The organism is Enterococcus aquimarinus (genome assembly GCF_001885765.1).
Classification (GTDB): Bacteria; Bacillota; Bacilli; order Lactobacillales; family Enterococcaceae; genus Enterococcus_I; species Enterococcus_I aquimarinus.
Genome location: NZ_JXKD01000011.1, coordinates 1 through 18874, shown reverse-complemented (window position 1 = coordinate 18874; position 18874 = coordinate 1). Strand labels below are relative to the sequence as shown.

Genomic DNA, 18874 nt, shown 5'->3' with positions numbered 1-18874 from the left:
TCAAATCATAACGCAGGCTTGAAAAAGAAACAAGTATTAGCCGAATTCAAACACAAAGATACGTCCGAGGACCAAGAAGTTTCTCAGACCCAGGACGTATCGTATTGGTTATTTTTATAATCCGTGTTCTATTTCTTTTTCTAATGCTTCAAGCGCTCGGTTCGCAATCGCTTCATAACGTGTTTTTTTATCTTTAATCCGTTCAGGCATTTCTGGGAATAAGCCGAAATTGACATTCATCGGTTGGAAATTTTTCCCAGACGCATGTGTAATATAATAGGCTAAACTTCCCATCGCCGTTTCACGTGGTAACGTAATTAATTCTTCCCCTTTGATTAAACGCACTGCATTGCGACCTGCTAATAGACCACTCGCTGCGCTTTCAACGTAGCCTTCGACGCCAGTCATTTGACCCGCAAAGAACAAATCAGAACGTTTTTTTGATTGATACGTTTGTTCTAATAATTCTGGTGAGTTCATAAAACTATTGCGATGCATGACCCCATAACGAACAATCTCCGCATTTTCTAAACCAGGAATCATTTGGAAAACACGTTTTTGCTCTCCCCATTTTAAATGTGTTTGAAATCCAACGATATTATACAAGCTTGCAACCGCGTTATCTTGACGTAACTGAATCACCGCATACGGACGTTTACCCGTTTTAGGATCTTCTAAGCCAACTGGTTTCATGGGTCCAAAGAGCATCGTTTTGGGTCCTCGAGCTGCCATCACTTCAATCGGCATACAACCTTCAAAGAATTTTTCTTGCTCGAATTCTTTTAATGGCGCAACCTCTGCTGCTAACAGCGCATCACGAAACGCTTCAAATTCTTCTTTATTCATCGGGCAGTTTAAATAAGCTGCTTCCCCTTTGTCATAGCGTGATTTCAGATACACCTTATCCATATCGATTGTTGATTTGTCGATAATTGGCGCTGCTGCATCATAAAAATAAAATCCATTGGAACCATTAAACTCTTTGATTGCTTCTGCTAAAGGTTCTGAAGTTAATGGGCCCGTTGCCACAATCGTTACGCCTTCAGGAATCGTTGTGACTTCTTCTGAAAAGACCGTCACTAATGGATGTTCCTTCACTTTCTTAGTGACCATTCCTGAAAAAGCATGACGATCCACAGCAAGCGCGCCGCCAGCAGGCACAGCCGTCTCATCGGCCGAAGTAATGACGACTGAATTTAATCGACGCATTTCTTCTTTTAATACTCCGACTGCATTGGCAAGACTATTGCCACGTAACGAGTTTGAACACACTAATTCCGCAAAATCTTCTGTATGATGCGCGTCTGTCATTTTTACTGGACGCATTTCATAAAGATGGACTTCAATCCCTGCTTGCGCAATTTGCCAAGCGGCTTCACTTCCGGCAAGACCTGCACCAATTACATTTACATGTTTCATAAATTTCTCCTTTATCGAAAAAGCCAGGCTGTCTTAAGAGAATCAACCGATATAACGTTCATTCCCAAAAAACAGGCATTGTCTCTTATTTTTTATTTTTGTACAGCTTCCTCATAATCCCCATTTGAACAGATGATTTGTTTCCCACCTTTGACCTTCTTCTCAACGAGGTAATGATCACATTTCGGACAATTTCGGCCGATTGGTTTATCCCACGAAACAAATTCACATTCTGGGTATCGATTACAACCGTAGAATAAACGATTTTTCTTTGATTTTCGCTCAATAATTTGGCCTTCATGGCATGCCGGACACGTAACACCAATTTCTTTTACAATCGCTTTGGTGTTGCGACACTCAGGGAAATTACTACACGCATAAAACTTCCCATAACGGCCTAATTTGATGACCATTGGTTGCCCACACAAATCACAGTCAAAACCAGCTGGCTCATCCTTAATTTGAATTTTTTCGATATTTTCTTCAGCTTTCGCCAATTCTTTTTCAAAAGGACGATAAAAATGATCGACGACCTTTTTCCACTCTTCTTGCCCTTCTGCGATTTTATCTAAATCACGTTCCATTTCAGCCGTAAAGTGAATATCAATAATTTGTGGAAAGAAATCAACAATAATGGCATTGACAATCTCTCCTAATTCTGTCGGTTCAAAACGTTTTTGCGCTAATTTTACATAGTAGCGTCTTTGAATCGTCTCAAGAGTTGGTGCATAAGTAGAGGGTCTTCCTACCCCGTTTTCTTCTAACGTTTTAATCAACGTCGCTTCACTAAATCGAGCAGGTGGTTGTGTAAAGTGTTGTTTTTGCTCAATATCAACGGACGTAACGGTTTCTCCAACAGCTAAATCCGGTAAAATATTATCTTTTTCTTCTTTACCATCATCGTTACTTTCAATATATACTTGCATGAATCCTTTAAACTTAATTTTAGATCCATTAGCGATGAAACGAACACCATTTTGTTCAAGCGTGACTTTCATCGTATCAAACACGGCCGGCGTCATTTGACTCGCTACGGTACGTGACCAAATTAAACGATATAGTTTTAATTGATCTTTGTCTAGGAATTTCTCCATTTCTTCTGGTGTTCGTAAAACACTTGTTGGACGAATCGCTTCATGGGCATCCTGAGAACCGGCTGCCTTCTTCTGCGCTTTAACTTTACGCGAAATGTATTCACTGCCATACGTCGTTTCCACTAACTCTGCAATTTCGACTTTAGCCGTATCGGATAAACGTTTGGAATCGGTACGCATATAGGTAATCAGACCGACCGTCCCTTGTTTTCCTAACGCAATACCTTCGTACAATTGTTGCGCAACCATCATCGTTTTCCGTGTTCTAAAATTCAATTTACGCGCTGCTTCTTGTTGCAAACTACTTGTTGTAAAAGGTGCCGCTGCTTGCCGCATTCTTTCTTTCTTTTCAACTTTCGTAATCTCAAAGTTTTCACTTGAAATGCGATCTGTGACTTCTTTTACGCTAGCTGCATTCGGTAATTTCTTCTTCTTACCATCCACACCCCAGAAACTCGCTTTAAATTTTTTACGTTCTTTTTGGAAATTGCCATCTAAGCTCCAATATTCTTCTGGCTTAAAATCACGAATTTCTTGTTCACGGTCCATAATCATTTTTAGCGCAATCGATTGAACCCGTCCGGCACTAAGACCTTTTTTGACTTTACGCCATAAGATTGGACTAATCGAATACCCTACTAAGCGGTCAAGGATTCGACGTGCTTGTTGCGCATCCACTAAATCGACATCAATTGAGCGTGGTTCTTTAAAGGCCGCTTTTACGGCATCTTTTGTAATTTCATTAAAGACGACGCGGTTTTTATCTTCTAAGTTTAAACCAAGTAAAAATGACAGATGCCAAGCAATGGCTTCTCCTTCTCTATCCGGGTCACTTGCGAGGAAGACTTTTTCAGCTTTTTTAGCAGCTGAGCGCAGACTTTTAATCACATCGCCTTTTCCTCGGATCGAAATATAATGGGGCTCGTAATTATTTTCGACATCAATACCCATTTTACTTTTCGGAAGATCGCGAACATGCCCCACACTCGCCACCACTTTATAATTTTTTCCTAAGTACTTTTCAATCGTTTTGGCTTTTGCAGGTGATTCTACAATCACTAAATATTTATAGGCCATCGTTCATTTTGGCTCCTTTCAAAACAAATTCCTACTATATAATAGCTCATTCGTTCAATAACAACAAATCGTAGCTTATCATATCTGTAAGAGAATATTTTGTCAAGAAGCGAAATTTAAGGTTTTAAGAAATCCAAGCGATATTGAGGTAATTCTGCTAAAATATCTTCCATTCGATAGACACATTTTGCCCCATCTTGAATGAGTCGATGACAACCACTTGATTGACCGCTAAGGATTTCTCCCGGAATCGCAAAGACTTCTTTGCCGTTGTCTAAGGCAAGTTGTGCGGTAATTAACGAGCCGCTCCGCTCTTTGGCTTCAATCACACAGGTTCCTTGGGTTAACCCTGCAATAATACGATTGCGCATCGGAAAATGATGTTTTTTGATCGGTGTGCCTAAGGGATATTCGCTCAACACTAACTGTTTTTGTTTCATTTCTTGGAATAGGTAGCTGACTTCTTTTGGATAACAACGATCAAGTCCGCAGCCAATGACGCCAATCGTTTTGCCGCCAGCTAAAATGGCGAGTTCATGACTTAAACGATCAACGCCTTTGGCTAGTCCACTGACAATGACAAGATTTTCTAAGACGAGTTTAGGAATGAATTGATAGAGTACCTGACTCGCATAAGGCGTCGCCAAGCGCGCACCAACCATCGCAATCGAAGGATATTCTAAAAAGTCAATATTCCCTTCATAAAAGAGCGCTAAAGGCGGCTGCGGAATATTTTTTAGACTTTCTGGATAGCGCTCTGAAAAAAATGAAACACTTTTTTGCCTATTGCGTTTTTCTTGTAACCATTCAGTCGTTAGCCTTTGCCAACTTTCCTTTAGTACGCCTTTATTTCCTGACGTATTGGTAATTTTGATCACTTCATCGATGTTAAAATCGGTATATTCAAATTTCATCGCAAAATGGAGTAAACGCCACTTCCCAACAATCCCTAATCCTTCACAGTAAATTAACTTATATAATAATTCTTCCACTTGGTCCACAAAAAAACCTTCTTTCTGCTCTATTTTTAAAATAGATTCGCAAAAAGAAGGTACATTTTTTTAGAGCATCGCTGAAACAGGCGAAAAACTCAAGCGATGAATCGGAGTAATGCCATGTTTTTCAAGGCCTAGCAAATGTTCTTTCGTGCCATAACCTGCATTATTCGCAAAACCGTAGCCCGGATATAACTGATCATATGTTGCCATCAATTCGTCACGGTAGACTTTCGCAATAATACTCGCTGCCGCAATCGAGACTGAGCGCGCATCACCTTTAATAATCTTTTCCTGTGGAAGTGCGATTGGCAATTGCATCGCATCGATTAACAGAAAATCAGGTACCATTTCTAACGCGTCAACTGCCTCAACCATTGCTTTTTTACTTGCTTGATAAATATTGATTTGATCAATTTCTGGCGCTTCTACCACTCCAATACCGATTGCCAGAGCTTTTTGTTTAATTTCAATCACTAATGCTTCGCGCTTTTGGGCGCTGAGTTGCTTTGAATCATTTAAACCTAAGATGATACAGTCTTTTGGTAAAATAACTGCCGCTGATACAACTGGACCAGCTAACGGGCCTCTTCCGACTTCATCAATCCCCGCAATCGCTTGGTAACCTTGAAGATACGCCGATTTTTCAAATGCCAACATTTCCTCATATTTTTCTTGAAGTTGTACGAATTTCTCCCATTTTTTATCAAATTGGACTACTAATTTTTGCACACCTCGACGAGTATCGGCTCGAAGACTTTGTATATACGGATCTTCTTTATTTGTGATCGCCTGCAATGTTTCTTTAATCCATGCAATCGATTCAGGCTTCGTCATGGCCTTCACCACTTTCCTCTTCGTAACGATCGAGAGTGTAACTTCCTAATTTTCCTTGACGAATATCTAGAACGACACGCTCGCTCGCTCGGTCATATTGATCGTTTAATCCGAGATTTTTCGTGATTTTAATGAGTAAATCGGACCCTTTCAACGTTAAATCTTCATCCGTTAGATTGTAACGTTTCTTAATGACAGCTGGATAATAGCGCGTGAAAAACGATAAACCGTAAATCGCAATGTCATCTAAATGTAACAACTGATCTTTAATGGCACCTGTGAGAGCCAATTTTTTGCCGATTTCTTGATCTTCAAAACGTGGCCACAGCACACCTGGCGTATCAAGTAATTCTAATTCTTTTCCTGATTTCAGCCATTGTTGCCCCTTTGTTACTCCTGGTTTATTCCCTGTTTGGGCAATTTTTTTACCGACTAATCGATTCATTAACGTCGATTTCCCAACGTTTGGAATCCCAATCACCATCGCTCGAATCGCTCGAGGTTTGATGCCACGACGCTGATCACGCGCCATTTTCTCACTTAATGCTTCCTTAGATTTTGCAATAATTTCTTTGATACACTTATTTTCTTGCGCGTTAATTGCTAACGTATAGTATCCTTGATTGGTAAAATATTTTTCCCATAATTTTATTTGTTGGGGATCACCTAAATCTGCTTTGTTGATTAATACGAGTCTTGGTTTTTGTTGCAATACTTTATCGAGCATTGGATTTCGTGAAGAAATTGGTAATCGTGCATCTACCAATTCAAACACAATATCAACAAATTTTAATTTTTCACTTATTTCCCGACGAGCTTTCGCCATGTGTCCTGGGAACCATTGGATTGTCATTTATCTTTCCCTCTTTCTCCTAATCTCAACGACATCGGTCATTGATTTTCGCTTCATATTGTAACACACTTGAATGATAATCTGAGTCATTGAACCCTATTCTTTGATAAAAAGAACAAATAAAAGCCGCTACTACTCCTTAAAATGTCACATAAATCTCCTCAAAAAAGGAGCTGTGAGTGAATGCTCACAGCTCTTTTTTGAGGAGACAACTAGACAAAACGGATATGACTGAACGGATAGTAAACAAAGCGCGCTTTACCTAAAATATTATCACCCGAAATGGCTCCAAATGAGCGACTATCCTTAGACAAGCGTCGATTATCGCCTAACACAAAATAGCTATCTTTTCCTAGTTTTTTAACACCCATTAATTCTTGGAATTCAAAATCATTGGTAAAAGGCAAACGCTCCTCATCTTGTGCTAAGTTTTCTTTTAAAAAATCTTCGCTGACTTTTTCATCATTAATATAGAGTTGCCCCTCTCGGTAACTCACCGTTTCACCAGGTAACCCAATCACTCGCTTAATATACGTCGTGCCATCTGGCCGTTGAAAAACAATCACATCAAAGCGTTCCACTGAAGAAAATTTTTCCATTAAAATGAAATCACCTTGATTCAACGTACTTTGCATGGATGTTCCTTCCACCGGTACTGGAATCAGAAAAAAGCCTCTAATAATCAAAGCCAAACTGCCCGCTAGAAAGATATATTTGACTGTTAACCAAAAGCCATCTCTTAATCGTTCCCCTGTCATGAAAGTCATCCTTTTCAATTTATTCTTTCTAATAATACTTCGATCGCTTTTAGATACATCGGATCGTTTTCTCTTAATTTCGCTCTCAATTGTTCTTCTAACTTGACAGCCGTTGCTAAATCTAAGGCTCCTGTGACCGTCAACTCATTTTCTTCTTGAAATAACGAGAGTGCTGCTTGCGTGTTTTCGTTAAACGTGTCTTCAACGTCATCCATGTATCCTAATACTTCTAAAAACTGATTCAACTCTTGCGCTTTTTCACTCGTATCACCCAACACAACAAATTCATCTTGTAATAAAGACGAATAATAGGCATATTCTGGAAAATCAACCACATTATCTGGTGTTACGCCCACTTCATTTAACCAATTTCCTTTAGGTGTCAGCCACTTTTGAATCGTCAATTTTATTTCACTTTGGTCATCTAAAGATTGAACCCCTTGGACGGTCCCTTTACCAAACGTTTGCATACCAACAACGGGTACACCCGCTGACTCTTGTAAAGCAGCCGCTAAAATTTCAGAAGCAGAGGCACTCCCTCCATCGACTAACACCACAACGGGTTCCGTCACTTTGAATCCTTGATCGAGCTCACTCGATGCTCTCACTTCACCGACAATCTCTTCTTTTAGGCCGAATTGTACAATCACGTCACCATCTGCTAAAAACATGCTCGCCATACGTTCCACTTGATCGAGGTAGCCTCCTGGATTGCCCCGTAAATCAAGGACAAAAGACGTCGCACCCGCTTTTCTTAATTTTTCAATCATTGCTTGTAGTTCAGCAGCGGTATTCTCACTGAAAGTGGCAATTTCGATCTTTCCGACTGCAGAATGTTGCGCATCGATTGAACCGTAAACCGATTCAATTGCAATCACGTTACGGGTCACTTCAACATCCAAAACTGCGGCTTCTCGCTGAATCGTCAGCGTAACGGTCGTACCTTGCTCTCCCCGAATCCACGAAACGATCTCAGTAAGAGACTCACCTTTTGTTTCTTTCCCGTCTACTCTTAAAATTTGATCATCCATTTGCAATCCACTCTGGGCAGCAGGACTTTCTGGGGCAGGTTGTTCAGCGATTACTGGCAAGTCATTTTGAAGCATTAATGTCGCCCCTATCCCTTCAAATTGACCAGATAATGTTTCAGAAAAAGCTTCCGAGTCTTCTTGATTGAAGTATGACGTATAAGGATCATCTAACGCTTCCGTCATGCCTTGTAATGCCCCTTCAATTAGCACATCTGGATCCACACTTTCGTAGTAATCCTCTTGAATATTTTGAAATAACGTGTGTACTTTTGCTAGTTCGTCATTCTCTGTCTGGTCGATTAATTTCGGCTTATTCAACATTTGAACAACGCCACCACTAATGATTGCCACACAGATCAATGAAATGATATGACGATGAAATGGCACCGTATTTTCCTTCACAATGTGACTCCTTTATCTACATATTTTCTTCTACATAAATCTCCCACAAACGATCAAACAAAGACAAATCAGGCAAGTAATTGGTATTCATTTCTAAATACTCAGAAATTTCATGATACTCTTCGCTATATCGAGGAAATTGGTTATCTAAACTTACGGCAGTTGCCAACTGACTCGTATCTGTCGGAATTTTGGCATCTTTTAACGTCATTAAATATTGATAGAACGTTTTTCTCATTCGCCCCACTTTTCCTTCATAAAGGCGGCACGTTTAGCATGATTGCGCGAAAAATTGGCAGGATTTTTTTTATAATAATCTTGGTGGTACATCTCTGCTGGATAAAATGGTACAGCAGGTTCAATCGTTGTAACAATTGGTCGATCAAAACGCCCACTTTGCGCTAACGCCGCTTTACTGGCTTCTGCTTGTTGTTTTTGCTCTTCATTCATATAAAAAATAACTGGACGATAACTATCTCCTCGATCTTGGAATTGGCCAAAAGCATCCGTTGGATCTGTTTGTTGCCAATAAATCGTTAGTAGTTCGTCATATGAAATTTTTTCTGGATCAAAAATAATTTCAACCGCCTCTGTGTGGCCAGTTGTCCCACTACATACTTGCTCGTACGTCGGATTCGCCATATGTCCTCCTGTATAACCAGAAGTCACACTATGAATTCCTGGGGCCTCATCAAAAGGTTGTACCATACACCAAAAGCAGCCTCCTGCAAAAATTGCTTGTTCCATTTTCATCTTCTCCTTTTTTATTATTCAGGTAAATACACATTTAACTGAATTTCATTATCGACTAAATTAATTTTATCTGCTCTAAAAAACATCCCATTTTTTAATTCAAATTGATCCAACCTTAAAATAATCATTTCTTCTTTCGGTTGAATGTCAATCCACTCTGGAATTTCACTATTGTTTTGAATCATTTTTAATACTTGATTAATTGGCAAGCCGAGTGCCCCAATCGAGAGGCTTTTGGCTTTCAACTGAATGTTCCCATTTGCCATTACAAACGGATCAAAGTATAAATAAAAACTTACCGGAAAACCTAACAAGTCGAATTCTCCTGTTAACAAAGCTTCATTTTTTAAGACAAACTGGTATTGTTGCTCGGCATCTTTTTGAAGATCCGCTAAGTAGAAATCAACAAAACGATTGACTTGTTCTTTATTGCTATTGATTGTAATCACGGGATCTCCTTCGCGCACCACATTTTCAGCAATAATTTGTGAAACATTTTCTCTTTCTTGTGTGAGACGAGTGAAAAGTAGTAAAAATCCACCAATTAAAACGGCAACTAAGAAAAGAAAGGCCGCTTTCCATGGATTGAGTTTCGTTAACGTAACATTCTTTTTTTCCATGACTTACTCCTCTATTAACCAATCATCCTTGGTTTCCTTCATTTTATTCGTAAAGGCTTTCGCTATCAGTTGATACCCGTTATAATTCGGATGAAAATTATCTCCTTCATAAATTGCGTTATTTCGCAATTCATTTAACGTGTCCGCGTCAGGGACTTCACTTGCTTCTTCATCGCTAATAATCCCTTGATAAATCAAATCATTAATGGGCACGAAATACATTCTTTCTTCTTGCTCCACGACCGCTTGCGTCCGTGTATTCCACTGATCAATAATGGTCTGCATTTCCGTGATTTCTGGGAAATAAATATAATAAGGGTTATAAATCCCTAAAACATAAATCGGAGCAGTCGAATTGAGTTGACGGATAGTAGTCAGTAAATTCGTTAAATTCGCTTGATATTTCTCACCAGGTTTTTCAAACTTTTCCACTGATAAGCCTAAGATATTATTTTGAATGACTTTCATTAAGTCATTACCACCAACCGTTACGCTGATTATTTCTGCCGAGGAAATGTCGTCTTGAATCTCTTGTTGTTCATTGATCCGCTTTAAAATTTGCGTACTACGATCACCCGCTACACCGTAATTTTCAATTTCAATACTATTGATTGAAAAGGCTTCTTCCAAATTAGAGGCAACTAGTGGGACATACCCCCCACTCGCTGTTTCATCACCCACGCCTTCCGTCAGCGAATCGCCAATCGCCACAAAACGAATATTGTTTTTAACAGCAACTGCTTGGGTGGCTGTTTCATCTGTCCGTAAACGAGCCGGTGCTTTGGGAATCATTTGCGAGAAAACAAAAAAGCTAGCCAAGGTAACCACCAAAAAACCAAATGTCGTTATTAACATGTTATTTATCTTCATTAAGGTTCCCTTCCATCCATCTAATCATTTATTCGTTATTTTAACAGAAAACCATGAATTTTAATACTAAGCATCACTCGAACTTTACTGTTTGTTAAAAAAATAAAAAAAATCCCCATAATACGTATTATGGAGACGATCTACTACTCTGAATAGTACATGATGGCAAAGGCACCACTGCCTGTATGAGTAGAAATGACAGGCGTTGTATGGAAAAAGGTAATCATCACTTCAGGAAAGAGTTCTTGTAATTCATCTCGAAACAGCTTTAACTGCTCAGTTTCTCCCGCGTAGGAAATCCCAATCCGTTTTAAATTCGGTGTTTGTTTCAGCTCTTCTTTGAATCCTTCAAACCATTTCAAAAATGTTTTATTGCCTCGACCTTTGATAACCGGAATCAATTCTGCATTTTTTAATTCCATTACGACACGCATGTTTAAAAAACTGGAGACCACTCCCTTAGCCCGACTAATCCGGCCACCTTTTACCAAGTTATCAAGTGTGGAAAGACCAATATATAGTTTACTGTGAGCTAGTAAGTTCTCAACAACTGGCAGCACTTCTGTCAATGTTTCGCCTTCAAGCGCTAGTTCAGCCGCTTTAATCACGGCAAATGAAAGGCCTTGATCAGTTGTATTCGAATCAATCACGACAACTTTCGACTTCGTTAATTGTGAGGCTTGACGAGCTGCTTCGACCGTCCCACTTAGAGCTCTTGTCATATGAATCGATAAAATTTCACTACCGTCTTCCCCTAATTGATCATAAAGTTCAACAAACTTCCCGATTGGGGGTTGGCTTGTTTTAGGTAAATTTTTAGCTACAGCCATTTTCTCCATAAACTGAATACGGCCTAAATGATCATCATCTGCATAAATGACGTCATCAATCATCACCGAAAGTGGGACAATATGAATCGCTAATTGTTCGGCAACAGAACTATCCATTGTACAAGATGAATCGGTAACGATTTTAAGTTTTTTCATGTTTTTTCACTCTTCCTTTTAAAACAGCTTCTATTCATGTTAAAATAAACAAGAATATTCTATAAGAATAGTATAGCAAATTCAAATCAATTTTTCATCAATTAATCAAAGTTGAGGTGGTTTTATGGAAATGTCAAAAGATAATCGGAATTACCTAATTTTAAATGAAATTTTAAATGCGGTAACTCATGGAATTGCACTAGGGTTTAGTATCGCCGGTTTGGTCGTTTTATTAGTCAAAGGTGCACAGTTAGGTTCTCCTGTTCATATTGTTTCGTATGCTATTTACGGCTCAACAATGATCCTACTTTTTTTGTTTTCCACGTTATTTCATAGTTTAATGTTCACACGTGCAAGGACAGTTTTTCAAGTTTTCGACCATAGTTCTATTTTCCTACTCATTGCCGGAAGCTATACGCCCTTTTGCTTAATTAGCATTCAAGGGTGGCTTGGTTGGACCTTATTTGTTTTTATATGGCTCATCGCGATTGCCGGTATCATCTATAAATCGCTCACATTGCATCAAAAAGAGCCTAATCCAAAAATCTCTACGATGATCTATATTGTCATGGGTTGGTTATGTTTAATCGCCTTTTATCCCCTTGTCCAATCGTTAGGAGTTAGAGGGACTGCGCTTTTAGCTAGTGGCGGAATTGCTTACACTTTCGGAACGATTTTTTATCGCTTGAAAAATGTCCCTTTCATGCATGTCGTCTGGCATTTGTTTGTCATGTTAGGTGCTGGCTTGATTTACTTTTCTATTTTACTTTATACGTAAGAAAAAGACTCTCAGGAATGGCTAAGTGCCAATTCTGAGAGTCTTTTTTAGTTATACTCTTTTTTAAATATCAAATACTTACTTAAGACATAATTGATCATTATCGCTAAAATCTGCGTCACTAAAGCAAAGATAAAAGCGTTCAAAGTTATGGGATTCCCAATATAGGGTTTTAAAAATGGCAAAGTAAAAAGTCCCGTTGTATAGTCGAGTTGCTCTAAGCGCATAATGCTAATAAAAAAGGCGCTGTACCACTCGACTGTGAGCAACGTAATGCCAATATCTAACAGAAAAACAAAGCCCCTCGCTAAACAGAAAAGGACGAATTGGTGGCATAACTCTTGAAAATCCTTCGCTTGATTTTGAAAGACAAACCATTTATTCGTTGCAAAAGCAAAAAGAATCGCTGCGATTTGGGCAACGACAACTGACAACAGTCCGGATTGCACGAGCGAAAAAACCGAAAATCGCACTAAAAAATAGACGACGGTTGTTAACACACCAATGATGAGATAGCGCATGATTTCACGATGTTTCGATTTATTCACATTTAGCACCCTTTTCATTTGTGATAAATACTACTGCTGGAACTAATTTTTTTACTTACGTCGATATGTCTCAAAGCGATGGGAGTAAACGTTCTGTTCATCTGTCACACCAGGAATGGAAGACACTAACTCCCAGTCTTGCCATTCTAAAGATGGAAAATACGTATCCCCTGAAAATTTTTCTTCAATAACTGTACGGTATAAGAGATCATAGTACGGAAGAAAATCCTGAAAGACGACGGCTCCGCCAATAATCATCGTTGGCTCCTCCTTGGTTTTTGCATAGGCTAATACGTCATCTACACTATGCATCACCGTTACACCCTCTGCTTGGTAGTCTGGATTACGCGTTAACACAATCGTTTGTCGATTCGGTAGAGGCCGTGAACCCATCCCTTCAAAAGTTGTTCTTCCCATGACAATTGTTTTGCCTATCGTCATTTCTTTAAAGTATTTTAAATCATTGGGTAAATGCCATGGTAATGTCTGATCTTTACCGATGATACCTTGTAAATCTTCTGCCCATAACGCTGCTAACATGTTGTTATCCTCCTTTTAAACGGCAATCGGTGCTTTAATAGTTGGATGAGGATCATAGCCTTCTAAGGTAATATCCATCATCTCAAAATCAAAAACCGATTGCTTTTCTGGATTTAATTTTAGTTTAGGAGCCGTTCGTATCTCACGAGTTAATTGCTCTTTCATTTGTTCTAAATGATTCAGGTATAAATGGGCATCACCTAACGTATGCACAAATTCCCCGACCTCTAAATTTGTTTCATGCGCAATTAAATGAGTCAATAAGGCGTAACTTGCAATATTAAACGGAACACCTAAAAAAACATCGGCACTTCGTTGATACAATTGGCAACTTAATTTCCCATCATGAACATAAAATTGAAACATTGTATGGCAAGGCGGAAGCGCCATCGTTGGAACATCTTCTGGATTCCAAGCAGAGACTAATAAACGACGAGAATCTGGATTTGTTTTAATCATTTCAATCACTTCTTTTAATTGATCAATCCATTCGCCTTTAGTCGTTTGCCAATGACGCCACTGATACCCGTAAACCTTCCCCAAATCACCATGTTGTTGGGCAAAATCGTCATCAGACACGATTTTTTCACAAAATTGTTTTAGCTCAAATTGATACTGTTCATTAAATGCTTCGTCCTGTAAGGCTCTATGCCCGAAATCAGTCATATCTGGTCCTTTATAGGCCTCTGACTTGATATACCGTTCAAAAGCCCACTCATCCCATATGTGATTATTATTTTCAAGGAGATAACGGATATTGGTATCCCCTTTGATAAACCATAGTAATTCACTTTTTATTAACCCAAACGGGACGCGTTTCGTTGTCAATAGTGGAAAGCCTTCTTGTAAATTAAAGCGCATCTGATGGCCAAAGATACTTTTGGTTCCCGTACCTGTCCGATCTTCTTTGTGATTGCCTTCTAGCAAAATTTTTTCCCCTAGATCTAAATATGCTTGCTCCAATTTCCTACCCCTTTTCCCTAATCTGCCCACTCACTTAAATATTCCCAGCGGTTCATTTTTTCTTCAAGCTGTGCTTCCACTTCGCTAATCGTGGTTTGAATTTTCTGTAACTCAGTAAAATTTGAACCTTGATGATTCATTTCTTCTGTTAAGGTTTCGATTTTTGCTTCTAGTCCGGCAATGTCATCTTCAATGGTTTCCCATTCCTTTTGTTCCATATAACTTAACTTTTGTTTCTCTTTTTTCGGTTCAACTATTTGAATCGTTTCTTTTTTGGCAATCATTTTTAGCTGTTCTTCACTGGAAGATTCACGTAAGTAATCATTAATTGACCCATAATAGGAACGAATCTGCGCATTTCCTTCAAAAATTAATAACTTTTCAGCTACTTTGTCTAAGAAATAACGATCATGAGAAACAGTAATCACGGCTCCTGGAAACGAATGTAAATAATCCTCTAAAATTGTTAACGTATCAATATCTAAATCATTGGTCGGTTCATCTAATAATAAAACATTCGGTTGTCCAACGAGTAATTTTAATAAATACAACCGTCGTTTTTCGCCACCGGATAGCTTCCCGATTTTTGTTCCATGGGAGTGACGCGGGAATAAAAATCGCTCCAAAAGTTCCGCAACACTAATCTGAGAGCCGTCTTTTCGCGAAACAGCTTCAGCGGCCTCTTGTAAATAGGCAATCATGCGTGTTTCAGGATTCATCTCTTCATTTTGCTGAGTATAATAAGCTAATCGAACAGTTTCCCCAACAATCAATGTTCCATGATCCAGCGGTAATCGTTGCGCTAAGATATTTAGTAATGTTGATTTTCCGGCGCCGTTTTCACCTGTAATCCCTAACCGTTCATTGGCTTGAATCAGTAAGTCAAAGTTCGTTAATATCGCTTGTTGCCCAATCGTGAAGTCCCCATTTTTGATTTCTAAGACTTGTTTCCCTAAACGCTGACTCGCAATATCAATCTCAATGTCACCTGTACGTTTGACTTGATGCAGATTTTCTTTTAATTCTTCAAATCGTCCAATACGAGCTTGTTGTTTTGTTGTCCGAGCCTTCGCTCCCGCACGCATCCAAGCAAGTTCCTGCTTAAATAATTGTTTTCTCTTGCCTTCTTGATCTTCTTCGACTCGTTCGCGTTCTGATCTTGCAATGAGGTATTCTTCATAATTCCCTTTATATTCATGAAGTTGGCCAAAAGCTAATTCAAAAATTCGATTAGAAACACGGTCCAAGAAATAGCGATCATGTGTCACCATCACTAGCGAACCGCGATATTGTTTTAGATATCCTTCTAACCATTCAATCGTTTGATAATCCAAGTGGTTAGTCGGTTCATCTAGTAATAATAAGTCCGGCTCATCGATTAGAACTTGAGCTAGTCCAACACGCTTTTTTTGCCCACCCGATAATTCTTTCATTTTTTTATCTAACTCCTGAATGCCTAAGCGTTGTAAAATAATTTTGGCATTCGTATCCGTTAACCAAGCATCGTGTTCCGTCATAGCTTCTTGAGCACGTTCAAATTCTTTTTGAATCGCTGGGTCATCTCCACTTAGTTGTAATTCTAGCAAGGCTTTTTCATAGCGCCGCACGATTTTTACTTGCTCGTTTTCTCCTTGAAAGACGGCTTCTAAAACCGTTAGATCTTCTCCTATAATATTATCTTGTTCTAAATAAGCAACGCGATAATCTTTCGGATAAAAAACTGCCTGACGATCACCGTCACCTTTTTCTCTTCCTGAAAGAATAGAAAGCAAACTTGTTTTACCAGTGCCGTTTACACCAATCAATCCTATTCGATCATTGGTTCGGATGATAAAGGAAATTTGATTAAAAATATCTTTTGTTCCATATGTTTTTGACAAATCAATAACCTTTAATTCTTTCAAAAAAATAGCCTCCTAATGAATCACTTTCCATTTTGTTTCTTTTATTCTGCTTTATTCATAAACATGTCGTAATAGACATCCATGATCTCTTTTGTGATAGTTAAATTTGGATACCCTCTTTTTTCACCGCGTAATTGTGGAATCACAACGGCTAAGGCAATTTCTGGATCCGAGGTTGGTGCGTAGGAAACGGCATTTAAATTTTCAACATCCAATAATTTTCCATTATCTGTCACTGTCATCTCGGCGGTCCCTGTTTTCGCAGAAATTTCCATTTTGCTATTTTGTAACATCGTCCCTGTCGTATTGGCGTCCGTTCCAGTCACAACATCACGGAAGCCATCTTGAATAATCGCCAATTCTGCCGCTGTTAAATCAACTTCATTTAGCGCAATGGGCTGCAGCGATTCTTTCAGTTGACCAAGCTTGCCTTCTTCGTCATTAGCATAGATGGCTTGCACTAAATGCGGCTGTAAACGAACCCCATCGTTGGCAATCGTTGCGACATATTGAGCGAGTTGAATAGGCGTGTACGTATCAAACTGGCCAAACGCCAAATCGAGTAACTTACCCCCATCATAGTTCGCATCGGATAAATACTTTACTGCTGTTTGAATCCCTATTTCTTCTCCTGGCAAGTCAATTCCTGTAACGGCGCCCATTCCATACTCTGCCATTGCTTTACGTAATTTCTCATATGCCTCTTTTTGTTCAGGTACTGAAGGGACATAAATTTCACTTCCATCATATTCGATTCCTAACAAGCGCAAGGCAATTTGAATCATGTATGAGTTGGAAGAAATTTCTAATGATTTACGCGCATCAATCCAGCGATTTCCACGACCATCTGGGTTGAAAATAGAGGCTTTTGGATTTGAACCTTTTAAACGAATTGGTTGGTCATAAAGCTCTTCGTTCCCATTTAAGACCCCATTGTTCCAACCTGCCGTTAACGTTGCCGCTTTTACGACCGATCCTGGAACAAACGCTTTTTTATAGATTCCAATCGCATCTTCTTGAATCTCTTTTGATCCGACTTCATGATAATACCCCGATAGCGCGAGTACGCCACCCGTTTTGGGATTGATAGCCACTACGTATGCCCCCGGTGAATAATCGGCAAAGCCATCATCAATGAGTTTTTGATAGTTCTTTTGTAAAATTTCATCAACTTTTTGCTGAAACTCAGCGTTAATCGATAAAACAAGGTTATCACCCTTCTCACCAGGATAGGTTTCGGTAATCGCCTCAATTCCACCAGAATAGTTAATGGCAATTTCTTGTTGCGCTTTTGTTCCTTGTAAAACAGACTCGTATTGCTTTTCTAAGAAACTCGTACCGACACGATCATTTCGTGCATAGCCTTTTGCTAAATAGGCTTCAACTTCATCCGCTGGAAGTCCTTGTTGCTCCGTGGAGACTTTCCCAATAATACTTTGCAATGAACTGTTTTCTTCGACTACTTCTCTTGTCCAGTCCATTCCAGTTGAAATTCCAGGCAAATCGCTACTCCGTTCGGCAATAATCGCTAATTCCTGATCCGTAACATTTTGATTTTTGACAAAAATCGTTGTTAATTCTTGTGCACTATTTAATCGTTTAAAAACGGTTGCGACTTTCAGCGCTTGATCATCAAAGGCAATTTCCTCATCTGTCACTTGATCGACAATCGCTTGATATTCATTTTCCGCTAATGCCTCTTTGGAAGCACGGTCCCGAGCAGCTTCTAAGTTTTCTTTTCTAGCTAACCACGTATCTTTTAAATCCCTCTGCGTCAGATTCTCATCGATTTCAATCGCAATAAGTGTCACTAGCTCTTCAGCTAATTCAAGTAAATCTTCGGCCGTCATATTCAAGCCTCTTGTGAACGTGATTGCTGGATTTGGATTATTCGTTACGAGAACCTTCCCCGTTGCATCATAAATCATCCCCCGCGGCGTACTTGTTTCAATTTTGCGTACCGAAGAAGCGGTAATTTTCGCTTGGAGACTATCACCATTGATAATTTGTAAATATCCCAGTTGCACAATTAGAGCCACAAATAATCCAAAGATAACAAAGAATAATAAGTTCAAACGAAAAGGTATGTGTGATTTCACTTTATTTTTGGCATTGTTTTCTGTTTGTCTGGTATCTGAAAACATTTTTTTTAATTTCTGCATGTATTGATTTCCTTCCTTGCAATGTCTACGTTCTATTTTACCAAAAAAATCAGAGAAAAAGGGTGAATTTCACACTTTAATTAAAATTTAAAACACTTATTTTGTTTCACACAATCTTTCGCTAATTCATGTTACTCGTACAAAAAACCAGATAAAACAATCAATTACCCCTAGCATGAAGAGGAATCGACGTGAAACATTTTCATGCACTTTTATGTGTGGATAAGTCACAAAAAAAGAAAAGAGCAAAATCAGGTTCTATACTTTCTAGTGTTGGTAGAAAT

Annotated in this window: 18 protein-coding genes; 1 reads left to right on the top strand and 17 read right to left on the bottom strand. The window is 39.0% G+C overall.

Going from position 1 to position 18874, the window contains the following annotated elements:
* Positions 1 to 114: 114 nt before the first annotated feature.
* The 12 genes from trmFO to RU93_RS08120 form a co-directional block, all read right to left on the bottom strand.
* Positions 115 to 1419, bottom strand: coding sequence for an FADH(2)-oxidizing methylenetetrahydrofolate--tRNA-(uracil(54)-C(5))-methyltransferase TrmFO (gene trmFO / locus RU93_RS08175; RefSeq protein ID WP_071875132.1), 1305 nt, complete (start codon positions 1417 to 1419; stop codon positions 115 to 117).
* 92 nt (positions 1420 to 1511) lie between these two features.
* On the bottom strand, positions 1512 to 3590 hold the full coding sequence (topA, locus tag RU93_RS08170; RefSeq protein ID WP_071875131.1) for a type I DNA topoisomerase: 2079 nt from the start codon (positions 3588 to 3590) through the stop codon (positions 1512 to 1514).
* A gap of 116 nt (positions 3591 to 3706) precedes the next feature.
* Entirely contained in the window at positions 3707 to 4591 is an 885-nt protein-coding gene (gene dprA / locus RU93_RS08165) for a DNA-processing protein DprA (protein WP_084131308.1), read from the bottom strand.
* A gap of 60 nt (positions 4592 to 4651) precedes the next feature.
* A complete protein-coding gene (locus RU93_RS08160) occupies positions 4652 to 5422 on the bottom strand; it encodes a ribonuclease HII (RefSeq protein WP_071875129.1) in 771 nt (256 codons plus the stop codon).
* Positions 5409 to 6275 carry a ribosome biogenesis GTPase YlqF gene (ylqF, locus tag RU93_RS08155; protein ID WP_071875128.1) on the bottom strand — a complete coding sequence of 289 codons (867 nt, stop codon included), beginning with the start codon at positions 6273 to 6275 and terminating at the stop codon, positions 5409 to 5411. Before ylqF ends, RU93_RS08160 begins: the two co-directional genes overlap by 14 nt.
* 212 nt (positions 6276 to 6487) lie before the next feature.
* Complete coding sequence (gene lepB, locus RU93_RS08150) at positions 6488 to 7033, bottom strand: signal peptidase I (RefSeq protein ID WP_071875127.1); 546 nt, start codon at positions 7031 to 7033, stop codon at positions 6488 to 6490.
* Between the two features lie 14 nt (positions 7034 to 7047).
* On the bottom strand, positions 7048 to 8466 hold the full coding sequence (locus RU93_RS08145; RefSeq protein ID WP_071875126.1) for a S41 family peptidase: 1419 nt from the start codon (positions 8464 to 8466) through the stop codon (positions 7048 to 7050).
* Positions 8467 to 8482: 16 nt separating this feature from the next.
* Complete coding sequence (locus RU93_RS08140) at positions 8483 to 8704, bottom strand: YozE family protein (RefSeq protein ID WP_071875125.1); 222 nt, start codon at positions 8702 to 8704, stop codon at positions 8483 to 8485.
* On the bottom strand, positions 8701 to 9213 hold the full coding sequence (gene msrA / locus RU93_RS08135) for a peptide-methionine (S)-S-oxide reductase MsrA (RefSeq protein WP_071875124.1): 513 nt from the start codon (positions 9211 to 9213) through the stop codon (positions 8701 to 8703). Before msrA ends, RU93_RS08140 begins: the two co-directional genes overlap by 4 nt.
* A gap of 20 nt (positions 9214 to 9233) precedes the next feature.
* Positions 9234 to 9839: a YpmS family protein gene (locus tag RU93_RS08130; RefSeq protein ID WP_071875123.1), complete on the bottom strand. Its 606-nt coding sequence runs from the start codon at positions 9837 to 9839 to the stop codon at positions 9234 to 9236.
* 3 nt (positions 9840 to 9842) lie between these two features.
* On the bottom strand, positions 9843 to 10709 hold the full coding sequence (locus RU93_RS08125) for an SGNH/GDSL hydrolase family protein (protein WP_071875122.1): 867 nt from the start codon (positions 10707 to 10709) through the stop codon (positions 9843 to 9845).
* Between the two features lie 143 nt (positions 10710 to 10852).
* The gene (locus RU93_RS08120) at positions 10853 to 11695 is read right to left on the bottom strand and encodes a DegV family protein (RefSeq protein WP_071875121.1); all 843 of its coding nucleotides are present in this window, start codon (positions 11693 to 11695) and stop codon (positions 10853 to 10855) included.
* Between the two features lie 124 nt (positions 11696 to 11819).
* Here RU93_RS08120 and trhA point away from each other — a divergent pair, with 124 nt between their 5' ends.
* On the top strand, positions 11820 to 12473 hold the full coding sequence (gene trhA / locus RU93_RS08115; RefSeq protein WP_071875120.1) for a PAQR family membrane homeostasis protein TrhA: 654 nt from the start codon (positions 11820 to 11822) through the stop codon (positions 12471 to 12473).
* Positions 12474 to 12520: 47 nt separating this feature from the next.
* On the opposite strand, the gene RU93_RS08110 is transcribed toward trhA, so the two are convergent.
* The 5 genes from RU93_RS08110 to RU93_RS08090 are packed head-to-tail and all read right to left on the bottom strand — an operon-like array spanning position 12521 to position 18590.
* The gene (locus tag RU93_RS08110) at positions 12521 to 13021 is read right to left on the bottom strand and encodes a GtrA family protein (RefSeq protein WP_245785390.1); all 501 of its coding nucleotides are present in this window, start codon (positions 13019 to 13021) and stop codon (positions 12521 to 12523) included.
* A 51-nt stretch (positions 13022 to 13072) separates the two neighbouring features.
* Positions 13073 to 13561: a dihydrofolate reductase gene (locus tag RU93_RS08105; protein WP_071875118.1), complete on the bottom strand. Its 489-nt coding sequence runs from the start codon at positions 13559 to 13561 to the stop codon at positions 13073 to 13075.
* Between the two features lie 15 nt (positions 13562 to 13576).
* Positions 13577 to 14524: a thymidylate synthase gene (locus RU93_RS08100; protein ID WP_071875117.1), complete on the bottom strand. Its 948-nt coding sequence runs from the start codon at positions 14522 to 14524 to the stop codon at positions 13577 to 13579.
* Between the two features lie 17 nt (positions 14525 to 14541).
* Positions 14542 to 16428, bottom strand: coding sequence for an ABC-F family ATP-binding cassette domain-containing protein (locus RU93_RS08095; RefSeq protein ID WP_071875116.1), 1887 nt, complete (start codon positions 16426 to 16428; stop codon positions 14542 to 14544).
* Between the two features lie 41 nt (positions 16429 to 16469).
* Positions 16470 to 18590, bottom strand: coding sequence for a peptidoglycan D,D-transpeptidase FtsI family protein (locus RU93_RS08090; RefSeq protein ID WP_071875115.1), 2121 nt, complete (start codon positions 18588 to 18590; stop codon positions 16470 to 16472).
* Positions 18591 to 18874: the final 284 nt, after the last annotated feature.

Bases quoted from the DNA above. Each gene is read 5' to 3' on its own strand.
- ylqF (WP_071875128.1), bottom strand. From the start codon at position 6,275: ATGACAATCCAATGGTTCCCAGGACACATGGCGAAAGCTCGTCGGGAA.
- RU93_RS08120 (WP_071875121.1), bottom strand. From the start codon at position 11,695: ATGAAAAAACTTAAAATCGTTACCGATTCATCTTGTACAATGGATAGT.
- RU93_RS08160 (WP_071875129.1), bottom strand. From the start codon at position 5,422: ATGACGAAGCCTGAATCGATTGCATGGATTAAAGAAACATTGCAGGCG.
- topA (WP_071875131.1), bottom strand. From the start codon at position 3,590: ATGGCCTATAAATATTTAGTGATTGTAGAATCACCTGCAAAAGCCAAA.
- trmFO (WP_071875132.1), bottom strand. From the start codon at position 1,419: ATGAAACATGTAAATGTAATTGGTGCAGGTCTTGCCGGAAGTGAAGCC.
- RU93_RS08140 (WP_071875125.1), bottom strand. From the start codon at position 8,704: ATGAGAAAAACGTTCTATCAATATTTAATGACGTTAAAAGATGCCAAA.
- lepB (WP_071875127.1), bottom strand. From the start codon at position 7,033: ATGACAGGGGAACGATTAAGAGATGGCTTTTGGTTAACAGTCAAATAT.
- RU93_RS08130 (WP_071875123.1), bottom strand. From the start codon at position 9,839: ATGGAAAAAAAGAATGTTACGTTAACGAAACTCAATCCATGGAAAGCG.
- RU93_RS08125 (WP_071875122.1), bottom strand. From the start codon at position 10,709: ATGAAGATAAATAACATGTTAATAACGACATTTGGTTTTTTGGTGGTT.
- RU93_RS08105 (WP_071875118.1), bottom strand. From the start codon at position 13,561: ATGTTAGCAGCGTTATGGGCAGAAGATTTACAAGGTATCATCGGTAAA.
- trhA (WP_071875120.1), top strand. From the start codon at position 11,820: ATGGAAATGTCAAAAGATAATCGGAATTACCTAATTTTAAATGAAATT.
- RU93_RS08090 (WP_071875115.1), bottom strand. From the start codon at position 18,590: ATGCAGAAATTAAAAAAAATGTTTTCAGATACCAGACAAACAGAAAAC.
- msrA (WP_071875124.1), bottom strand. From the start codon at position 9,213: ATGGAACAAGCAATTTTTGCAGGAGGCTGCTTTTGGTGTATGGTACAA.